This window comes from Halobellus marinus (assembly GCF_032113415.1).
Classification (GTDB): domain Archaea; phylum Halobacteriota; class Halobacteria; order Halobacteriales; family Haloferacaceae; genus Haloquadratum; species Haloquadratum marinus.
In genome coordinates this window covers 1,829,553-1,848,625 of sequence record NZ_CP134946.1, presented here as the reverse complement: position 1 = coordinate 1,848,625, position 19,073 = coordinate 1,829,553, and the positions used below count along the sequence as shown (strand labels likewise).

The 19,073-nt window shown below is 63.9% G+C and carries 16 protein-coding genes; 10 read left to right on the top strand and 6 right to left on the bottom strand.

Translation table 11 applies throughout. The features are described from left to right. Positions 1 to 13: 13 nt before the first annotated feature. Together gatE and RJT37_RS09395 are read left to right on the top strand one after the other, a co-directional pair. On the top strand, positions 14 to 1,882 hold the full coding sequence (gene gatE, locus RJT37_RS09400; protein ID WP_313689808.1) for a Glu-tRNA(Gln) amidotransferase subunit GatE: 1,869 nt from the start codon (positions 14 to 16) through the stop codon (positions 1,880 to 1,882). 224 nt (positions 1,883 to 2,106) lie between these two features. Further along, on the top strand, positions 2,107 to 4,002 hold the full coding sequence (locus RJT37_RS09395; RefSeq protein ID WP_345785390.1) for a methyl-accepting chemotaxis protein: 1,896 nt from the start codon (positions 2,107 to 2,109) through the stop codon (positions 4,000 to 4,002). A gap of 15 nt (positions 4,003 to 4,017) precedes the next feature. Here the strand turns inward: RJT37_RS09395 and RJT37_RS09390 are convergent, their stop codons facing one another. Genes RJT37_RS09390 through RJT37_RS09380 form a run of 3 tightly spaced genes read right to left on the bottom strand, consistent with a single transcriptional unit; the run spans position 4,018 to position 6,490 of the window. Next, positions 4,018 to 5,019, bottom strand: coding sequence for a M48 family metallopeptidase (locus RJT37_RS09390; RefSeq protein WP_313689802.1), 1,002 nt, complete (start codon positions 5,017 to 5,019; stop codon positions 4,018 to 4,020). Positions 5,020 to 5,068: 49 nt separating this feature from the next. After that, entirely contained in the window at positions 5,069 to 5,893 is an 825-nt protein-coding gene (locus RJT37_RS09385; RefSeq protein ID WP_313689800.1) for an RNA methyltransferase, read from the bottom strand. Further along, positions 5,894 to 6,490: a DUF8114 family protein gene (locus RJT37_RS09380; RefSeq protein ID WP_313689798.1), complete on the bottom strand. Its 597-nt coding sequence runs from the start codon at positions 6,488 to 6,490 to the stop codon at positions 5,894 to 5,896. A 109-nt stretch (positions 6,491 to 6,599) separates the two neighbouring features. Between RJT37_RS09380 and RJT37_RS09375 the strand changes: the two genes are divergently transcribed. From RJT37_RS09375 to RJT37_RS09345, 7 genes are all read left to right on the top strand, one after another. Continuing rightward, positions 6,600 to 7,052 carry a hypothetical protein gene (locus RJT37_RS09375; protein ID WP_313689796.1) on the top strand — a complete coding sequence of 151 codons (453 nt, stop codon included), beginning with the start codon at positions 6,600 to 6,602 and terminating at the stop codon, positions 7,050 to 7,052. 108 nt (positions 7,053 to 7,160) lie between these two features. After that, positions 7,161 to 9,278 carry a ribosome rescue protein RqcH gene (gene rqcH / locus RJT37_RS09370; protein ID WP_313689793.1) on the top strand — a complete coding sequence of 706 codons (2,118 nt, stop codon included), beginning with the start codon at positions 7,161 to 7,163 and terminating at the stop codon, positions 9,276 to 9,278. Between the two features lie 272 nt (positions 9,279 to 9,550). Next, complete coding sequence (locus tag RJT37_RS09365) at positions 9,551 to 10,267, top strand: DUF4013 domain-containing protein (RefSeq protein ID WP_313689791.1); 717 nt, start codon at positions 9,551 to 9,553, stop codon at positions 10,265 to 10,267. Positions 10,268 to 10,331: 64 nt separating this feature from the next. Beyond that, the gene (locus tag RJT37_RS09360) at positions 10,332 to 11,054 is read left to right on the top strand and encodes a DUF4013 domain-containing protein (RefSeq protein ID WP_313689788.1); all 723 of its coding nucleotides are present in this window, start codon (positions 10,332 to 10,334) and stop codon (positions 11,052 to 11,054) included. A gap of 81 nt (positions 11,055 to 11,135) precedes the next feature. After that, positions 11,136 to 12,203 (top strand): mRNA surveillance protein pelota, encoded by a 1,068-nt coding sequence (locus tag RJT37_RS09355; protein ID WP_313689785.1) that lies wholly within the window; start codon positions 11,136 to 11,138, stop codon positions 12,201 to 12,203. 458 nt (positions 12,204 to 12,661) lie between these two features. Further along, complete coding sequence (locus RJT37_RS09350; protein WP_313689782.1) at positions 12,662 to 12,874, top strand: hypothetical protein; 213 nt, start codon at positions 12,662 to 12,664, stop codon at positions 12,872 to 12,874. A gap of 19 nt (positions 12,875 to 12,893) precedes the next feature. Beyond that, positions 12,894 to 14,384 carry a PAS domain S-box protein gene (locus RJT37_RS09345; protein ID WP_313689780.1) on the top strand — a complete coding sequence of 497 codons (1,491 nt, stop codon included), beginning with the start codon at positions 12,894 to 12,896 and terminating at the stop codon, positions 14,382 to 14,384. Positions 14,385 to 15,573: 1,189 nt separating this feature from the next. Here the strand turns inward: RJT37_RS09345 and RJT37_RS09340 are convergent. Both RJT37_RS09340 and RJT37_RS09335 read right to left on the bottom strand, forming a co-directional pair. Beyond that, positions 15,574 to 16,572 (bottom strand): ornithine cyclodeaminase family protein, encoded by a 999-nt coding sequence (locus RJT37_RS09340; RefSeq protein ID WP_313689778.1) that lies wholly within the window; start codon positions 16,570 to 16,572, stop codon positions 15,574 to 15,576. A gap of 111 nt (positions 16,573 to 16,683) precedes the next feature. Further along, on the bottom strand, positions 16,684 to 16,923 hold the full coding sequence (locus RJT37_RS09335; protein ID WP_313689776.1) for a DUF8015 family protein: 240 nt from the start codon (positions 16,921 to 16,923) through the stop codon (positions 16,684 to 16,686). Between the two features lie 264 nt (positions 16,924 to 17,187). On the opposite strand from RJT37_RS09335, the gene RJT37_RS09330 reads away from it, so the two are divergent. After that, positions 17,188 to 18,546, top strand: a complete 1,359-nt coding sequence (locus RJT37_RS09330) for an MFS transporter (protein WP_313689924.1) — start codon at positions 17,188 to 17,190, stop codon at positions 18,544 to 18,546. A 43-nt stretch (positions 18,547 to 18,589) separates the two neighbouring features. Here the strand turns inward: RJT37_RS09330 and RJT37_RS09325 are convergent, their stop codons facing one another. Then, positions 18,590 to 19,012: a DUF3054 domain-containing protein gene (locus RJT37_RS09325; protein ID WP_313689774.1), complete on the bottom strand. Its 423-nt coding sequence runs from the start codon at positions 19,010 to 19,012 to the stop codon at positions 18,590 to 18,592. Between the last annotated feature and the right edge of the window lie 61 nt (positions 19,013 to 19,073).

Here is a 19,073-nt window from a genome sequence, read left to right as displayed (position 1 = left end):
GCAGTAGCCCGTAATGACCGCGTACGACTACGACGACCTCGGCCTCGTCGCGGGCCTGGAGATCCACCAGCAGCTCGACACCGCGACGAAGCTGTTCTGTGGGTGTCCGACCGAGGAGCGCGACCCGAAGGCGGCGACACGCTCGTTTACCCGCTATCTCCACCCGACGAAGAGCGAACTCGGGGAACTCGACGAAGCAGCCTTAGAGGAGAGCCGCGTCGACCGGGAGTTCGAGTATCTCGCGTACGACACCACCTGTCTGGTCGAGGCAGACGAGGAACCGCCACACCGGCTCGACGAGGAGGCGCAGGCGGTCGCCTTACAGATCGCCGATCTGCTGGAGATGGAGCCGGTCGACGTCGCCCACGTGATGCGAAAGCTCGTCATCGACGGATCGAACACTTCCGGCTTCCAGCGGACGTCGCTGGTCGCGCAGGACGGCCAGATCGAGACGAGCGAGGGGCCGGTCGGCGTGGAGGATCTGCTCTTAGAGGAGGAGTCCGCACAGCGCGTCGAGGAACGCGAGGGCAGCGTCACCTTCTCCTTAGATCGGCTGGGCGTCCCGCTCGTGGAGATCGGCACTCGGCCGGACATCGACTCCCCCGAGCAGGCCCGCGAGGCGGCGGAGACCATCGGGATGCTCCTGCGGTCGACCGGCGCCGTGAAGCGGGGCCTCGGGACCATCCGGCAGGACGTCAACGTCTCGATCGCCGAGGGCGCACGCGTCGAGATCAAGGGTGTCCAGGCGCTCGATCAGATCGACGAGATCGTCCGCCAAGAAGTCGGTCGGCAGGTCGAACTCCTCGATATTCGAGAGGAGCTGCGGGAACGCGAGGCGTCGGTCGGCGACGTCACCGACGTCTCCGACGTCTTTGCGGACACGGACTCCGGCGTGATCGGCGGCGCACTTTCCGACGGCGGGTCGGTGATGGCGGTGCCGCTTTTCGGCTTCGACGGGCTCGTCGGCCGCGAGATCCAACCGGACCGCCGGCTCGGCACCGAACTGTCCGATCACGCCAAGCGCCACGGCGCGGGCGGGATCTTCCACACCGACGAACTGCCGGCTTACGGGGTGACAGAGGCGGAGGTCGCAGCGCTCCGAGAGGCGGTCGACGCCAGCGACGAGGACGCCGTCGCCATCGTCGCCGCCGACACCGAGACCGCGGAACTGGCGATCGACGCCGCCGCAGCGCGGGCCCAGACAGCAATCGAGGGCGTTCCCGAGGAGACCCGCGGCGCCAACGAGGACGGGACGACCCGCTACCTCCGGCCACTCCCGGGCGCGGCGCGGATGTACCCCGAGACCGACGTCCCGCCGGTCGACCTCGACGCCTCGGCCGTCGAGACGCCGGAACTACTGACCGAGAAGGTCGAACGCTACCAGGCGGCGTACGGTCTCGACGCGGGCCTCGCCGAACAGGTGGCCTACGGTCGCCGGATGCCGCTCTTCGAGCAGGCCGTCGAGGCGGGGATCGACGCCACGTTCGCGGCTGGACTACTCGAATCGACGCTGACGGAACTGCGCCGCGACGACGTCGCCGTCGACCGACTGACCGACGAGCACCTGCTCGCGGTGATGCATCTCGTCGAGGACGGCGACCTCGCAAAGGAGGGCGTCGCGGAGGTGCTTTCGACTATCGCCGCAGACCCCGACCTCTCGGCGGAGGCGGCAGTCGAGGAGGCCGGCCTCGGGGGCGTCTCCGAGTCCGACGTCCGCGAGGCCGTCAGCGAGGTCGTCGAACGGAACGTCGAACAGGTCGAAGCCGAGGGGATGGGCGCGTTCTCGGCGCTGATGGGCGAGGCGATGGGCGCGCTGCGCGGGAAGGCGGACGGCGAGGTCGTCAGCGACGTCCTCCGCGAGGAGATCCAGAAGCGGACCTGATACTGCGGGCCCCATCCGCTCCGGGTCGAGACCACTCTGTTCGATGGTCCCGACGTTCCAGGCCGGTTTTCAGTGAAAATAGCAAGACTGCGTTCCTGTCGATTCCCCAACGAAACGTTCCGCTATCGAAACAACACAATTATCATTGCTGGTAACCGGGGCACAGATTTTTCTCCCGGTGCAGGATTCACCCGAGTATGGTGGGGAGCACGACAGACGCCGGGATGGACGATTCCGGTGTAATAGACCGCGGAGGAGGGATACTCCAGGAGATCATCAAGTACACGCCGAGTGGCGATACGATCCCTGATGAATCGTGGCAGCGGCGCCACCGGAACATCGTTATATTGCTCGTGGCGCACATTCCGCTGCTTTTTGCGCTCGGTCTCTACGAGGGGACTGACTCGTTCACGGGGGCGACGATTCCCGGACGGCCGCTCACACAGATCCTGCTTCGCATCGGCGTTCTCGGGGCGATCGCGGCGCTGGCGAGTTGGCCGCGGCTGAGTCGGCGAAAGCGAACGACGCTTGCGACGATCGGGCTCGCCACTGCATCGGCGATCCTCGTGTACTTCTCCGGCGGGTACATCGAGGCGCACTTCCATTTCTTCGTCGTGATGGGCGTGGTCGCCATCTACGAGGACTGGTTGCCGTTCCTCGTCGGGATCGTCTACGTCGCAATCCAGCACGGCGTCTTCGGGATGCTGAACCCGGGGGAGGTGTACAACCACGCCGCGGGCGCCAACAACCCGTTCGTGTGGGCCGGGATCCACGCGACGTTCGTGCTGGCGCTGTGTGGCGCGCTGATGGCCAACTGGTATTCGATCGAGCGGTCCCGGGAGGCAACGCGGGCACAGCTGGCAGAGACCGAAGAGGCGGAGAAACTGCGAGCCGAAGCCGAAGAACGACAGCAGGAGGTCGAGGAACTGAACGAGCACCTCGAAACCAAGGCCGACGACTTCAGCGCCACGATGGCGAAGGCGGCCGACGGCCACCTGGGGGCCAGACTCGATCCCGAAAGCGACAGCGAAGCGATGACGCAGGTCGCAGAGGCGTTCAACGGGATGATCGAGGAGATGGAATCGACGATCCGGGAGGTGCAGACCGTCTCCGGGGAGGTGACTGTCGCAAGCGAGGAGGCCGACGCCGGCACCGACGAAGTCAGGCAGGCGAGCGCCGAGGTGACCGACGCGGTCCAGAACATCTCCGGCGGCACCGAGGAACAGCGGGAGATGCTCGAGGAGGTCTACGGGGAGATGACCGACCTCTCCGCGACGGTCGAGGAGGTCGCCGCGTCCGCAGAGACCGTCGCCGAGACGTCCCACGAGACGGCCTCAATCGCTGAAACCGGTGAGCGGACCGCACAAGGGGCGATCGACGACGCCCGCGACGCCCAGTCGGCGATCGACTCGACCGTGGACAACGTCGAAGATCTGGAGGATCGGATGACCGAGATCGGCGAGATCGTCGAACTCATAAGCGACATCGCCGAGCAGACCAACCTGCTCGCGCTGAACGCCAACATCGAGGCCGCCCGCGTCGGCAACGGCACTGGCAAGGCCAACGGCGACGGGTTCGCCGTCGTCGCAGACGAGGTGAAACAGCTAGCAGAAGAGACCCAGGAGTCCGCAAACGAGATCGAGGAGCTCATCCAGGAGACCCAGGCACAGACGGGGACGACGGTCTCCGAAGCGCGAGCCGCGAAGGACTACATGCAGGAGGCCGTCGAGGCCGTCGAGGAGGTTCTGGATGCGTTCACGCAGGTGTCGACGAACGCTGAGGAGACCGACAGCGGGATCCAGGAGATCAGCGACGCGACCGACGACCAGGCCGAAACCGCCGAAGAGACAGTGTCGATGGTCGAACGGGCCGCGGAGATCAGCCGGACGACGGCCGACGACGCTCAGGACGTCTCTGCGGCCGCCGAGGAACAGGCCTCCTCGATCTCGCAGGTCAGCGCGAACGTGGAGTCACTCGCAGAGCAGGCCGAACAGCTCCAGTCGTTGTTAGCCGCGTTCGACGCCGGCAAGCGGGCGGGTGATCCCGTCGAGAAGGATCCCGACCCGAGGGCGACTCCCGGATCGGACGTCGCCGTCGGCGACGGCGGCACCCCGGAGTAACCGGGACTGTCCGAATCAATCGACGAGAATCCGGGTTCCTGAATCCGCAGCGAGATCGGACAGCCGCTCGATCCGTTCGTCCGTCGGCGGGTGTGTCGAGAAGTACTCCCGGAGCCGGCGCTCGGCCTCGGATTCGACCTCCCCGTGCCACAGCGGCGAACGGGTCCCCGCGGTCGGGTTCGCTGCCCGGTCGAGTTTCCGGAGCGCCCTCGCGAGCGCGAGGGGCCGGCCGGTCACCTCCGCGGCGCGTCGATCGGCAGCGAACTCCCGCCGGCGAGCGTGTGCCCGGAGCAGGAGCGTCACCCCGACGCCGACCAGCACGACGCCGGACTCGATGCGGAGTCTGATCCGGCCGGGGGCCGTTTCCGGCCAGGACCGCGGCGCACCGCGGAGCCACGCGAGGCTGAGGGCGGCACCGGTCGCGAGGAACACGAGCGGCGAGAGCAGCAACTCCACGAGCGCGACGGCGAGCTGGGAGACGGAGAGGACGGCAGTCTGGACCAGACTGTCCCGCCGTTCCAGGTGTGCGAGTTCGTGTGCGAGCAACGCCTCCATCTCCGGAGCGTCGAGCAGGTCGAAGAGCGACGCGGCGACCACGACGGTCCCGCGGCCCCGGGTAGCGAGCGCGAAGGCGTTCGGCATCCCCAGCCTGGCCACCAGCAGCCGGGGGCGGTCGACCCCCATCGATTCGGCGAGGTCCGCGAGCGTCCGGTGAAGGCCCGGCGCACGCGCTTCGGGCGGTTCCCAGGCGTCCAGCTGAGAGAGAATGCGCCGGGTGCCCAGACGGAGACTCAGGTACGCGGTGACAAGCGCCCCGACGCCGATGCCGAGCACGACCACGCCGGGATCGAGCCCCACCTGCCACAGCGACGTGAGCACGATTACGCTCCCGGCGGCGAGCAGACCGTAGAACGCGAGGATAGCGCATCCGACGAGGACGCGCGCGACGGGGCCGGGACCCGGATACGTTCCCGGGCGGTCTGGCTTACCTGCCCGACGCGGCGGTGGTGAGGGCATCAGTACCTCCGGTCTGCGGATCTGTGGCTGTCGAGCGGGATCGCACGGGTCAGCCCCCCCGCGCGGTGTCGCTCGGGTCCGCCCCCGCCTCGGCGCTGTCTCCGTCTGCGTGGTCGCCGAACGTCCGGTCGCCGAGGAGCTCGTTCGCCCGGCGGAAGATCCCGGTGAGCGTGGTGATTTCCCGCTCGGTCGGATGCGCGCGACCGAGAAGTCGACGCATCATCATCCTCGTCTTCGCCCGCTTGTGGTCTCGGCTCTCGATAGAGCGGTGGAACTCCTCGAAGAAGTCGTAGAACCGATCGATCGCGGCCTCGTCGGCGCGTTCGCGCTCGACGTCCGGGAGTTGCGTCTCTTCGACGGTCAACGGACGAAGTTCATACAGGAGGATCGTCGCGGCCTGGCCGAGGTTCAACACCGGATAGTTCTCGCTCGCGGGGATCGAACACACCTCGTCGAGCTGTGCAAGCTCCTCGTTGTCGAGACCGGTGCCCTCCCGGCCGAAGACGAGCGCCGTGCGCGTGTCGACTGTTTCCAGACTCTCGCGGACCTCCAGCGGCGTCTTGAAGGGAAAGCGGACGTGCCGTCGGCTGTCCTCGTTCGTGATCGCCGTCGTACCGACGGTGTGGTAGGTGTCGACGACCTCCTCGAAGGTCACTTCCTCGGCGTTCGGCAGAACGTCCTCCCGGGCGTGTCCGGCGAACCCGTACGCCTCGCCGTCTTCTTCGAGTTCCGGCGGGTCGACGAGTTTCAGCTCCGAGAGCCCGAAGTTCTTCATCGCGCGGGCGATCGTCCCGATGTTGCCCGGCGTCTTCGGTTCCACGACGACGACGACGAGGTCGTGGCTACGGCCGTTGGCTTCGCCCTCGCCCGACATCTACTTGGTGGGGTACTCGCGGCCGAGGTCGACGTCGTCCAGCGGCGGCGGCGCCTCACCGTCCGCGTCCTCGGCTTCCTCGACGGTCGTGATTTCGCCCGTCCGGAGGTCGATCCGCTTACGCTCGCCCTCGTAGCTCTCGTTGAGCCGGCGGTTGAGCTCCGCCGGATCCGGGGGCGTCGGCAGCGTGCTCGGGTCGGTATCGACGTGTTCGAGGCCGCCGTAGCCCTCGGGAGCGCGGTTGCCGGCGGCGAACCACTCGTGGAACTCGTCGCGGAACCGTTCGGAACCGACCAGTTCCTTCCCACCGGCTTCCCGGAACCAGTAGAGGAAGTCCGCCTCGTGGTCCGCACAGAGGAGCACCTCCTCCATCGGTTCGCCGTAGACGATCGCAGCCTGGTTGGCGCGGCGCTTTTCTTCCTCGCCGTAAGTGAGATAACAGGCGTCGCAGGGCTTCTCCTGGAGGTACGTCAGACGGATGAGTCGCTTGCGAATGTCCTCGGAAACCTCATCGAGCGGGCGGAACTCGCCGTCCTCGTCGAACACCTCCTCCTCGTCGAAGCGCCAGCCGCGGAGGCCGATGCTGACTTTGGCCATTAGCGGACGGTAGCGGACGAGCGGATAAAAAGAGCGCGTCTCGGCGACCTCCACGTGTATTCGGCCTGCCGGGGGAAGTATCAAGAGCCGTCACCGAAAACGACCGAACGTGTCCAAAGAGGAGTCGCCGTCCGGGCCGTCGCCGTTGTCGCCGCGCGTGGAGTCGCTGTTACTCGGCCGGGACCCCGAGGAATCAATCCGGCTCTCGGCGGTCGCAGGCGTGCTGTTCGCTGTCACCTTCGTTCTCCACCTGCCGCCCCGACTCGTCGGCGGTCTCTCCGTCCCGTTCGGGCTGTTCCTACCGTTTTTGATCGGCATTGCCTTCCTCGCGGCCGCGGCCGGCGCCTACCGCAACGACGGACTGTTCGTCAGTCTCGCCCTGGCCGGCGGGCCGAGCTTCGGCTTCTACCTCCCGCTCGGACTGTTCGAGCTGACGTATCCGAGCGCGACGCTCCTGACCGGGCTGGCGATCGGCGCGAGCGTCGCCGTCGGTGCTGGAACGGCCGGCTTCGTCGTCGGCGCGGGTGCACGGCGGCTGTGGGAGCGCCTCGGCGAGCGGTAGTCGGGCGAATCGGCGGCGCCCGGAGATGCAGCCCGGTGGTGACGTGACAGCGCGTCCCGACGACGAACGGAACGTGCGGCTTTTCCTTCCCCCGCGAGAACGAGGGGTATGGATCCGAAGCGGGAGCTCACGAGCGTCGATCTGGCCGCCCTCGTCACCGAACTGACCCGGTACGAGGGAGCGAAGGTCGACAAGGCCTACCTCTACGGCGACGACCTGCTCCGCTTCAAGATGCGCGATTTCGACCGCGGCCGAGTGGAACTCATCCTCGAAGTCGGCGAAGTCAAGCGCGCGCACGTCGCCGACCCGGAGCGGGTGCCCGATGCCCCGGGGCGGCCGCCAAACTTCGCGATGATGCTGCGCAACCGTCTCTCGGGGGCGGACTTCGCGGGCGTCGAGCAGTACGAGTTCGACCGCATCCTCGTCTTCGAGTTCGAGCGCGGCGACGAGAACACGAAGATCGTGGTGGAACTGTTCGGCCAGGGCAACGTCGCCGTGCTCGACGAAACCGGCGAAGTGGTCCGGAGCCTGGAGACGGTCCGGCTGAAATCCCGGACCGTCGCTCCCGGCGCCCAGTACGAGTTCCCCGAATCGCGGATCAACCCCCTCACCGTCGACTACGAACCGTTTGCCCGGGAGATGGAAGATTCGGACACCGACGTCGTGCGAACGATCGCGACGCAGTTGAATATGGGCGGCCTCTACGCCGAGGAGGTCTGCACCCGCGCGGGCGTCGAGAAGACGACGCCGATCGAGGACGCCGACGAGGACGTCTACCGGGCGCTCCACGACGCCATCGACGATCTGCGGACCAGACTCCGAGGCGGCGAGTTCGACCCGCGCGTGTACACCGACGAGGAGGGTGCCGTGGTCGATGTCACGCCGTTCCCACTGGAGGAACACGAGGCGGCGGGCCTCGACAGCGAGGCGTACGATACCTTTAACGACGCCGTAGACGAGTACTTCTTCCGACTCGAACTGGCAGACGATGCCAACGAGACCGAGGACACGGGATCGTCGCGACCGGATTTCGAGGCCGAAATCGAGAAGCAAAAGCGGATCATCGCCCAGCAGGAGGGGGCAATCGAGGACTTCGAGGCGCAGGCCGACGAGGAGCGCCGCCGCGCGGAGTTGCTGTATGCGAACTACGACCTCGTCGACGAGGTCATCTCGACAGTCCGCGAGGCGAGAGAGAACGACGTCTCCTGGGACGAGATCCGCGAGACGCTCGCAGCGGGGGCCGAACAGGGCATCCCCGCGGCGGCGGCGGTCGTCGACGTCGACGGCGCGGACGGAACGGTCACGATCGAACTCGACGACACCGAAGTCGCGGTCAACGTCGACACCGGGGTCGAAAAGAACGCTGATCGACTGTACACCGAGGCAAAGCGGATCGAAGAGAAGAAAGAAGGCGCGCTCGCCGCAATCGAAAACACCCGCGAGGAACTCGAAGCCGTAAAGCAGCGGCGCGAGGAGTGGGAGGCCGACGACGGCGAGGCCGACGAGGAGGACACCGACGAAGAGCCCAGGGATCGGAACTGGCTCGAAATGGAGTCGATTCCCATCAGAAGCTCCGAGGAGTGGTACGAGCGCTTCCGGTGGTTCCACACCTCCGACGGATTCCTGGTGATCGGCGGCCGCAACGCCGACCAGAACGAGGAGATCGTCACGAAATACCTGAACAAACACGATCTGTTCTTTCATACCCAGGCCCACGGCGGTCCGGTGACGATCGTGAAGGCGACAGGGCCCTCGGAGCCCTCGGAGGCTGTCGATTTCCCGGAATCGACGAAAGAGGAGGCTGCACAGTTCGCCGTCTCCTACTCGTCGATCTGGAAAGATGGCAGATACGCCGGGGATGCGTATATGGTGACGCCGGACCAGGTATCGAAGACACCGGAGTCCGGCGAGTACATCGAGAAAGGCTCGTTCGTGATCCGCGGCGACCGGACGTACTTCAGGGACGTCGCCGCCGAGGTCGCGATCGGCATCCAGTGTGAGGGCGAGACCCGCGTCCTCGGCGGGCCGCCGTCGGCCATCGAGGACCGCGTCGAGACGGCGATCCGGGTGCGCCCCGGTCGCTACGCGCAGAACGACGCCGCAAAGATGCTTTATCGGGAGTTCAAAGAACGGTTCACCGATCAGTCCTTCCTCCGAAAGGTCGCGTCTCCCGACAAGATCCAGGAGTTCCTGCCACCGGGTGGGAGCGACCTGGTCGAAGAGTAGGGCTCGGAGCGACCGGATCGAAGAGGTGCGTCTGGAGCGACCGGGTCGAAGAGGTGTGTCTGGAGCGACCGGATCGTAGAGGAGCGCCCGGAGCGACCGGGTCGAAGAAGAGTGGCCGGAACGAAACGGAAGCGAGCCGCAGACGGTGTACGGCGAGCATACCGGAGGGTAAGCTGTTCATAGTTATCTAGGATAATGGTATATGACAACGCAGAGCGAACTCACTCGAACCACCGCCCCGGGTCCAACCCGTGGGGTCGCTCGAAAAAATAATGATACAACAATCACTGCAGTATCCCAGACACGACGACAATTGGATCACCACGGTTATCATCGGCGGCATCCTCACCCTGCTCGGCGCCTTCGTCATCCCGACAATTTTCGTGCTCGGCTACTTCGTCAGAGTGGCGCGCGGGACGATGCGAGGTGACGAACAGCCCCCCGCTTTCGACGAGTGGGGGGACCTCTTCGGAGACGGGCTGAGAGCGTTCGTGATCGCGTTCGTGTACGGACTCGTCCCCGGAATCGTCGGCACCGTCTTCGTCGGCGGCGGGATCTTCTCGTTCGTCGTCGGGAGCGGAACCGAAAGCGCGGGCTTTCTGGGGCTCGGGACGATCGGCATCCTGGTGGGCGGGCTCTTGGCACTCGTGTTGAGCCTCCTTGCGGCGTACGTCGTCCCCGCAGCGATTTCGGGCTTCGCGGAGACAGGCCGGATTGGAACAGCGTTTTCGGTCGACGAACTCCGCCCTGTCCTGACGTCCGGAACCTACGCCACCGCCTGGCTCTCCGGCTTCGCGGTCGTGCTTGGCGCTGTCATCGTGGGCGGCGCCCTCAACGTGATCCCCTTCCTCGGGGCGATCGTTGGGGCGTTCCTCACGTTTTACGCCGCGGTGGCCGCGTACTACCTCATCGGCAGCACGTGGGGAGAGCTCCGCGATATTGAGGGCACCGAGCGTGAAGATACGGTCGACGACCAGGTGGCCGTCTGAACTCGGCGGTACGCTTTTCGAAGGCAACTCCCCGACCTCGAAGCGAGAGTGACAAGAGTTACCTGTGAGTACCGAGAGGCTCGGGTCGATGCTCTCGGATGCCCTCCGTTATCCGCTGAACGACGACAAGTGGCTTCGGACGATACTGATCGGCGGCCTCCTGAGCGTGCTCACAGTGGTCGTGATCCCGATATTCTTCCTCCAGGGCTACTTCGTCCGCGTGCTTCGGGGTGTCGCCAACGGTGACAGCCAACCGCCCGCGTTCAACGACTGGGGCGATCTGTTCATCGACGGCGTGAAGCTTCTGGTCGTGAACATCCTCCTTTCCCTGGTCGTTCTCGCCGTGATGCTCGTCATCGGCGCACTCTTCGGCGCTGGCTCGCTGCTCAGCGGCGCAGGGCCCGGCGCCGATCCGGGCCCGGGCGGACTCATCGCCGTGCTCGGCGTCGTCGGATTCCTCCTCTTTCTGGTGATCGCGCTGGCCATCGGATACGTCGCCCCGGCGATGTTCGCGAACTTCGCCCGCGAGGACTCACTGGCGGCGGCGTTCGACGTCTCGACGATCCTCGCGGGCGTCACGACCGGCGAGTACCTCACCGCCTGGGTACTCGCGATCGCCGTCGCAGTCGTCCTCGGCACGATCGCGAGCCTCCTGAGCGCCGTGGTGATCGGCATCTTCGGGCTGTTCTACGTGCAGGTCGTGACGTTCTACCTGTTCGCCCGTGGGTTCGCCGACGGACTGGACGACCACGGTAGCTACGGCGGCGCGAACAAAGCGCGGGTGTAGCGCTCGCGCCGCTCGATTGACCCGGGACTGCCGTCCCCGCGGATAGCAGGACCTTTCTTTCCCGACCGTCGACCTCAGTGTATGCGAATTTCGAGCCGCGGCCACGGCGAGGAGGGCCGCGAGCGGATGACCCTCGTCCCCGAGAACGTCGACGACCTCTGGCATCTCTCGCACGTCCTCGAATCCGGGGACCGGGTCTCCGGTGACACGACACGGCGGATCCAGCGCGACGACGACCAGCTCCGCGATACAGGCGGCCAGCGCGAACACCTGTTCGTGACGATCGAGGTCTCCGACGTGGAGTTCGCGCGCTTCGCGAACCGGCTGCGCGTCGGCGGTGAGATCATCGACTGTTCCCGCGAGGACCAACTCGGCCACCACCACACGCTGAACGTCGAAGAACACGACGAGGTGACGATCGAGAAGCACTTCAAACCGGATCAGCTCGAACGGATCGAGGAGGCCGAACAGGCCGCCGAGAATGCCGACGTCGCGATCGCGACCGTCGAAGAGGGAGAGGCGCACATCCACACGGTCGCACAGTACGGCACCGAAGAGCGCTTTTCGTTCACCGCGCCGACCGGGAAGGGCGAGTACGCCCGCCCGCGCTCGGAGCTATTTGCGGAGCTCGGGCAGGCGCTCGCGCGGATGGACGTCGACGCGATCATCCTCGCCGGCCCGGGGTTCACGAAGGGTGACGCGCAAGACTACATCGCGGAGAACCACCCCGACGTGGACGATCTGATCACCGTTGTCGACACCGCCGCTGTCGGCGACCGCGGCGTCCACGAGGTGCTGAAGCGCGGCGCCGTCGACGAGGTCCAGACGCAGACGCGTATCTCCAAGGAGGCCGAGTTGCTTGATCAGCTGATGGAGGGCATCGCGACGGGCGAGAAAGTCGCCTACGGGATCGACGAGGTGGCCGAGGCCGCCGAGTTCGGCGCCGTCGAGGAGTTACTCGTCGTCGACGACCGACTGCGGCAGGAACGACAGGGCGAGGGCGACTGGGAGAAAGACGTCAACGACGTCATCCGGAGCGTCGAACAGCAGGGCGGCGACGTCACCGTCTTCTCCGGGGAGTTCGACCCCGGCCGCCAGTTGAAAAACCTCGGCGGGATCGCGGCCCTGCTGCGGTACCGGTTACAGTAACCCACCTTTTTTCGCCTCGGGGTCGCCTCCGGCGACCCGCTCGGCCAAAAAATCTGGACCAAAAAAGCCGCTCGGCTCGCTTTGCTCGCCTCGCGGTGAACGCCGCGCTTCGCGCGGCGACATCGACTCTTTCAGACGAGAATCAGCGAAGGATAACACGACCTTGTTTTCACACTCATTTCGCTGAATTAGCCGCTGGACTGGGCGTGCTGCTTGAGCCAAGCGCAGAGTTGCGATTCCCCCGCCAAACTTCGGAAACAGGACGATAAACACAATCGTATCTGGATCACCAGAGCAAGGCAATCGAGATACTCCCCCAAAACAGAGCGGTCGATTCCCGTACCATAATTTAGTATCTTGAGAGTCCTCTGCAGCTCTTCGTGAATGCGGCCCGAGACTGCTTATACACCACTCCTGTGAATCAAATAGTATTTTACGAATGGTACTCGTGTGCGTATATGGCGAACACCCCCATCGATACGATCAAGCAACTCCTGGAAACTGCTATAAAAGAAACAGATGACCGCGAAGTACATTTTAAACTCCGGACGGCCAGCCAATTAGTTGACGTTGTCCAACAGCACCACGACGACCTATTGGAGTCCCTTGAGGATGCCAACCTCAACGACGAACTAACAGAGGAATTACGCGAAATGGGATATATGGACTAATCCCGACGCTCCGCACAGAATGGGTCCTACAGAAGACATATCGGATGAAACGGGTCATCGATCTCCGCTTCCCGAGGAAGTAGTCCGGGAAATCTACCACTCCGTCAACGACGCGATTTTCCTTCACTCCGCGGAGACCGGAGAAATCCTGGACGTGAACGAGACGATGTGTGAGATGTATGGATACTCACGGGCTGAAGCCCGGCAACTGTCCATCGAAGATCTCAGCACCGGCGTTCCCCCATATACGCAAGACACTGCCCGTGAGTACTTGCAAAAGGCTGCTGAGGGGGACCCACAGATATTTGATTGGCACGCTAAAGATAGCGAAGGGGCTCCTTTTTGGGTCGAAGTGAGTATGCGGCGGGCAACCTTCGAAGACCAGACATTTGTCCTCGCTATCGTTCGGAATATCACCGACCGTAAGCGCCGCGAACACGAACTGAAAGAACTCTTCGAGGAGTACGAGGCTATTTTCGAAAACGCGCAAGATGCCATCTTTCTCATCAATGTTGACAACGGCGAATCGGATCCAGTGTTTCGATTCGGGCGACTCAGCCCCTCACACGAATCGAAGAGCGGGCTACTTACTGAGAACGTTCGAGGAAAGACACCCCGGGAAGTGCTCGGCGATGAAATCGGCGCGGAAGTCGAAGCGAACTATCGACGCTGTGTGTATGCCCGCGAAACGATCACCTACGAAGAAGAACTCCCGATGTCGGATCGTCAGATTGTTTGGCAGACGAAACTCGCGCCAGTTATCGTAGATGACAAGGTTAACCGGATCGTCGGGATCGCTCGGGACATCACTGACCGGAAAGCACTCGAAGCGGACCTCAAAAGGAGCCTAAATCAACTGAAAGTTATGGATCGCGTGCTCCGTCACAATCTCCACAACGAGATAAATGTCATCAAAGGCAATGCCGAGACGATCCGGAGAATTAGCGAGGACGATGTCGCGGAGATGGCCGAGATAATCATCGAGGAAAGCGAAAGACTCCTCACGACTGCCGAGAAGGAACGCGAAATCACGGATGTTCTTGTGGACGAGCAGTCGCCCGAGCCGATCGATCTCGATGCGGTCATCGACGCCGCTGTCACGGCTACGCGAAAGCAGTACCCCGAAGCCCATATTACGGTCGAGGGTACCGTCGATCGACAGGTTGGAGCGATCGGGTCAATCAACCGTGCGTTAACCGAGCTCCTGAGTAATGCCGTCGATCATTCCGATCAGACAGAACCATCGATCGAGGTAACCATCGAGAACCGCGACGACGTTGTAGCCATCCGGATCGCCGATAACGGGCCGGGGATTCCGGAGATGGAACGGCAGATCATCACGGAGGAAGCCGAAATCGAACCGATGTATCACGGTTCGGGCTTGGGGTTGTGGCTCGTGAAAACGATCGTGGAGAACTCGGGCGGCTCGCTGGCGTTCGACAAAAATCAGCCTCGGGGCAGCATTGTTACCATTACACTCCCAGTAGCCCCGGTGAGTGGTACTGACTGATGCTGGAAGACGACTTGGTAACGGTCATTGACAGTTTGAACGGTACCGTCTTTCTGCGCGATTGCGCCAAGAACAATCTCAGGGCATTATAGAAGAATTGCCACAGTGATTTATTTCACAACCTCACAGCCGAATCAGCCGTAAAAAGGAGCGTGCGTATTGATCGGCGTTCAGTGGTACAAATTCCGATGGTTCTGTAATCGCCACACTTTCGTTCAGTGCTGTTATGATCCAACTTCGTGGTAATTTGCCTATGGATCGGCGGGAATTCTGTATTGCAGCAGGTGGGACACTCCTCGGAACATCAGGATGCCTAGAGGCCGGTTTCGAGCAAGGGATTCGTCTCGGTGGTGTCGTATTGGCAAACCAGCGAGCAAGCGATACTGTAGTTGAACTTCGGATACAACAGGGAGACACAACTGTCGTCGATAGTGGGTATTCACTAGAACCATCCGACAGCTCTGGATCTGGTATCACTATAGACGACGCGTGGAGCGACAGTGTGGATCAATACACGGTCACAGTAGACCTCAACGATGGGATGGCAGACTCGTTTATTTTCACAGCCGATCACAGTCACGGAGACTGCACGGTGGCATACATCGGGATACGGCCCTCGACTTTCCACTTCTCCACTCACGAAGCTTCTGAGGGGACATTCTGCTCTACGACCAGTGATTGATAGATACGTCCTCTCTCCCGAGTGTTTTGCATCAGGTGGTTTCAACTAAATCCACTGAACCAGCTGTTAGAACCGTACTTGCAAATCAAGTAATCTTCGGAGCGGACTGGGAAAATGTTTACCACGCGCCCTCGGGTTGAAGCCATACGGACAGAGTATGGTATTGACAGAGGCGACAGGCATATTATGTATCATAGTCGGGGGATATGCACTGGCACGCCCGCTGTCAGTCCGTAATTATCCAAGTGCCAACCAGTGGGAATCAGATCCAGAACAAGCGAAACAAGAGCAACGTGCATACGCAGCTATGACTGCGTTTTTTGCGATACTGGGCGGCCTCACGCTCATTATACTCGGATTACTTGGATTCGGCCCATAAGTCGCCTGTCCCGAGTATTTTGCATCAGCTGTTTCAACTAATCTAATTACCTCTCCTGAACGTCTTGGGACGTGCCTGAATAGCGATGTCCACCGCCGCTACGGGATGTCGACGAAGACCAGGAGCCGCTATTCGCCGGTGAGCGCCTCGCTCCCCGGCGCGAAGTCGATAGTAGTCCCCAGGTCGGCCGCACTCGCCCGCTCGTAGAGCAGATACGCGCCGGCGGCCGTCTCGATACCCGTCCCGCCGCTGTCGAAGACGGTGATGTCGTCGCGGGCCTGGCGGCCGGGTTCGTAGCCGGCGACGACGTCGCCCAGTTCGGCGTGGATGTGGTCCTCGTCGACGACGCCTTCCTCCAGCGCGTGCAGGAACGAGCCGGCGTCCTGCGTGGCGCGGGCGCGGAGATCAGGTACGTACGTCGCGCGCTCGATGGTCGTCGTGTCGAGTTCGCGTTTCGCCGGGTCGTACTGTCCCATCGCGGTGACGTGCGCCCCCGGTTCGAGCAGGTCACCGTCGAAGACGGGCTCGCTCGCGTTCGTCGCTGTCACGACGATGTCCGCGCCCTCGACGGCTGCCGCGGCGGAGGCGACTGCGGCGACGCTCCCGTCGAGCCGGCGATCCATCTCGCCGGCGAAGGACTCTCTGTGTTCCTTGGTCGGCGAGTAGACCCACACCGTCTCCAGGTCGCGGACCGTTGAAAGCGCGCGGAGTTGCCCCCGTGCCTGCGCACCACTGCCGATGATCGCCGCCGAGGATGCGTCCTGTCGGGCGAGTTCGTCTGCGGCCACCGCGCCGGTCGCGCCCGTCTTGAAGGGGTTCATACTGGCGCCGTCGAGCAGCGCGATCGGCTCCCCGGTCTCGGCGTCGAAAAGCGGCGTCGCGAACCACGAATCCTCGGCCGCGAAGCCAGCTGCGTACATATATCCGCCCATCACGCCGGTGTCCGGAAGCACTGCGGCGTAGGTCGTCAGAAAGCCCGGCGGGTCGGCGTTTTTCAGTTTCGTCCGCGGTTCGGCGGGGGCTCCTTCGCCGCGCTGTCGGTAGGCCTCCCGGACCGCGTCGACGAACTCCGCGGGCGTCGCGAGGCCGTCGACGTCGTCGCTCGTGAGGAACAGCGTCTCGGTCATATCCCCGACTTCGACGGCCACCGACAAGAACGTGCGGGAGAAGTCGTGGGGAGACTGACCAACTGCGAGCGAACAAGCAAACGGCGAAACAGAAAATCGAACGGAAAACGATCAGTCGGCGTTCGGATACGGTGCGTTGCCGTCGGGTCCGATCTCATCACGCTCGCGTCGGTCGGGGGTCGTCGCCACGGGTGCCCGGACGAACATCGCGTGGCCGATGATTCCCAGGGCGACCGCAGCGGCGATGGGCAGCGCCGCCGTCAGCGACAGGCCGACCCACGTGAGGCTGCCAGTCATCCCGAACAGCGTGAGCGGAATGAGGCCGAGCACGTAATCGTAGTACCCTGGCATACTCACTCTATACTACTGATGTGGGAAATATAAATTTTTCTCAGGGGTAACACATAGTAATTCAGTGGGCCTCTTCGACGTTACTCATAACTTATGAGTGGGCGTCCTGTCTCCGGATACTGACTACGGCGATTCCAGTCACCGAGCGCAATGCGCAGGACCGACCGTGCAGACAGTCCGACGGATAAATCCGGAGCGTTGAAAGTCCCGCTCCGCACAAAAAGGGACGTGAACGCGAACGACCGGTCGATCGTGGCGCTCGTGATGCTTGCCCACGGGATGGTCCACACCTACGAGCTGTCGATCCCCATCTTCGTGTCGATCTGGCTGGTCGAGTTCGACGTCCTCTCGCTCGGATTCGTCGAATTCGGCGTGACGGAGGCGACACTGGGACTCGTCGTGACCGCGGGCTACGGCCTCTTCGGCGTCGGCGCGCTGCCGGGCGGAGTCCTCGTCGACCGGATCGGCTCCGATCGACTGATCACGGCCTGTCTGTTCGGGATGGCCGCTTCGTTCGTTCTGCTCGGCCTCTCGCCGAATCTCCTCGTCGTCGCGATCGCGCTCCTGCTGTGGGGGGCGGCCGCGAGCGTCTACCACCCCGCGGGGTTGACGCTGCTCTCGAAGGGCGTCCACGAACGCGGGACGGGCTTTGCGTACCACGGAATCGCCGGTAACGTCGGAACGGGCCTTGGACCGTTGTTGACGGCGATCCTGCTGCTCTTTCTCGATTGGACGGTGGTGGCGATCCTGCTTGCGGTACCCGCCCTCGCTGCGGGGGCCTACGCCGTCCGGGCGCAGTTCGACGAGACGGCAGCCGTCGACGACGTTGCGAAGGCGACGCCGAACGGCGGGGGCGACAATGAGAACGATGGCGGTGCCGACGCCGGCAACACCGACACCGGAGGAGATTCTCGCGCGGACAGCGTGGGTTCGCTGGCCGAGTTCGGCGTCGAGACCCGCCGGCTCTTCGCCGGCGCCTTCGCGCTCGTCTTCGTGGTCGTGATGGCCTCCGGGCTCTACTACCGCGGCTTTCTGACCTTCCTGCCGAACCTCCTTGAGGGGCTGCCCGGGTTCGACCCGCTGCCGCTGACCTCGCTGCTCCCGCCGGTCGTGACCGACGCCCTGGGCGTGCAGCCGGGGTCGACGCGCTCGATCAACCCCGAGCGGTACTTCTACTCGGGGCTGCTCATCGTCGGCGTCTTCGGCCAGTACCTGGGCGGGAAGCTATCGGACCGGATCCCCGTCGAGCGCGGCCTCGCCGGCGGTTTCGGCCTATTAGCCGTGCTCGCGCTCGTGTTCCTTCCGGCCGCGAACGCCGGGATCGTCCCGCTTTTAGCCGTCGGCGCGATGCTCGGCGCGGCGCTCTTTCTCGTCCAGCCGTTCTATCAGGCCACCGTCGCGGAGTACTCCCCGGCCGGGACGCGGGGACTCTCCTACGGCTTCACCTACCTCGGCGTGTTCGGCGTCGGCGCGCTCGGCGGCGCGATCGCCGGCACGATTCTGACCTACGGGACGCCGGCTGTGCTCTTTGCGACGCTCGCGGGGTTCGCGGCGGTCGCCTCCGGGATCGGCCTCTACTTGCTCCGACGACACTCGGCCGCTGGAACCGGCGGGGTCAGATGAACGTGGCGTCGCCGAAAACACCGACACACGCCGGCTGACGGGGTCAACCCCGGAGTTTGAAGAAGAGCCACCGGAAGACGGCCAGAGAGACCCCACCCGTGAGGAGCATAACGATCCCGAACGTCCACTGGAAGCCGCCCGAAAACAGCGGCGACGCGCGGAGGACGAAGCCGATGATCGAACCGGGGATCCACGCCCGAATCGCAAGCGGGATGGCGGCCTTCGCTGATTCGGCCGCGCCCGCGGAGTATGCACCGACGAGCGGCCCCGCTACAGCCCATCCGACCAGAAACGGGACGAGCGTCAAAAGCCACCCGACGGGGTTCGTCGAGAGGTACTCGACCCCGTTGTGGTTGATCACGCCGATAGTCAGGACCGCAGCGAGCGCGAGGACGTCGACGACCGCCAGCGGAAACGCCTCGGCGTCGATTCGTCGTGCGAGGAACGACTCCTCGGAGGATGCCATACGCGTCGATTCGGACGCTCCCTAATGGCTCTCCCGGATTCGGCTCGGCACCCTCCGTCAC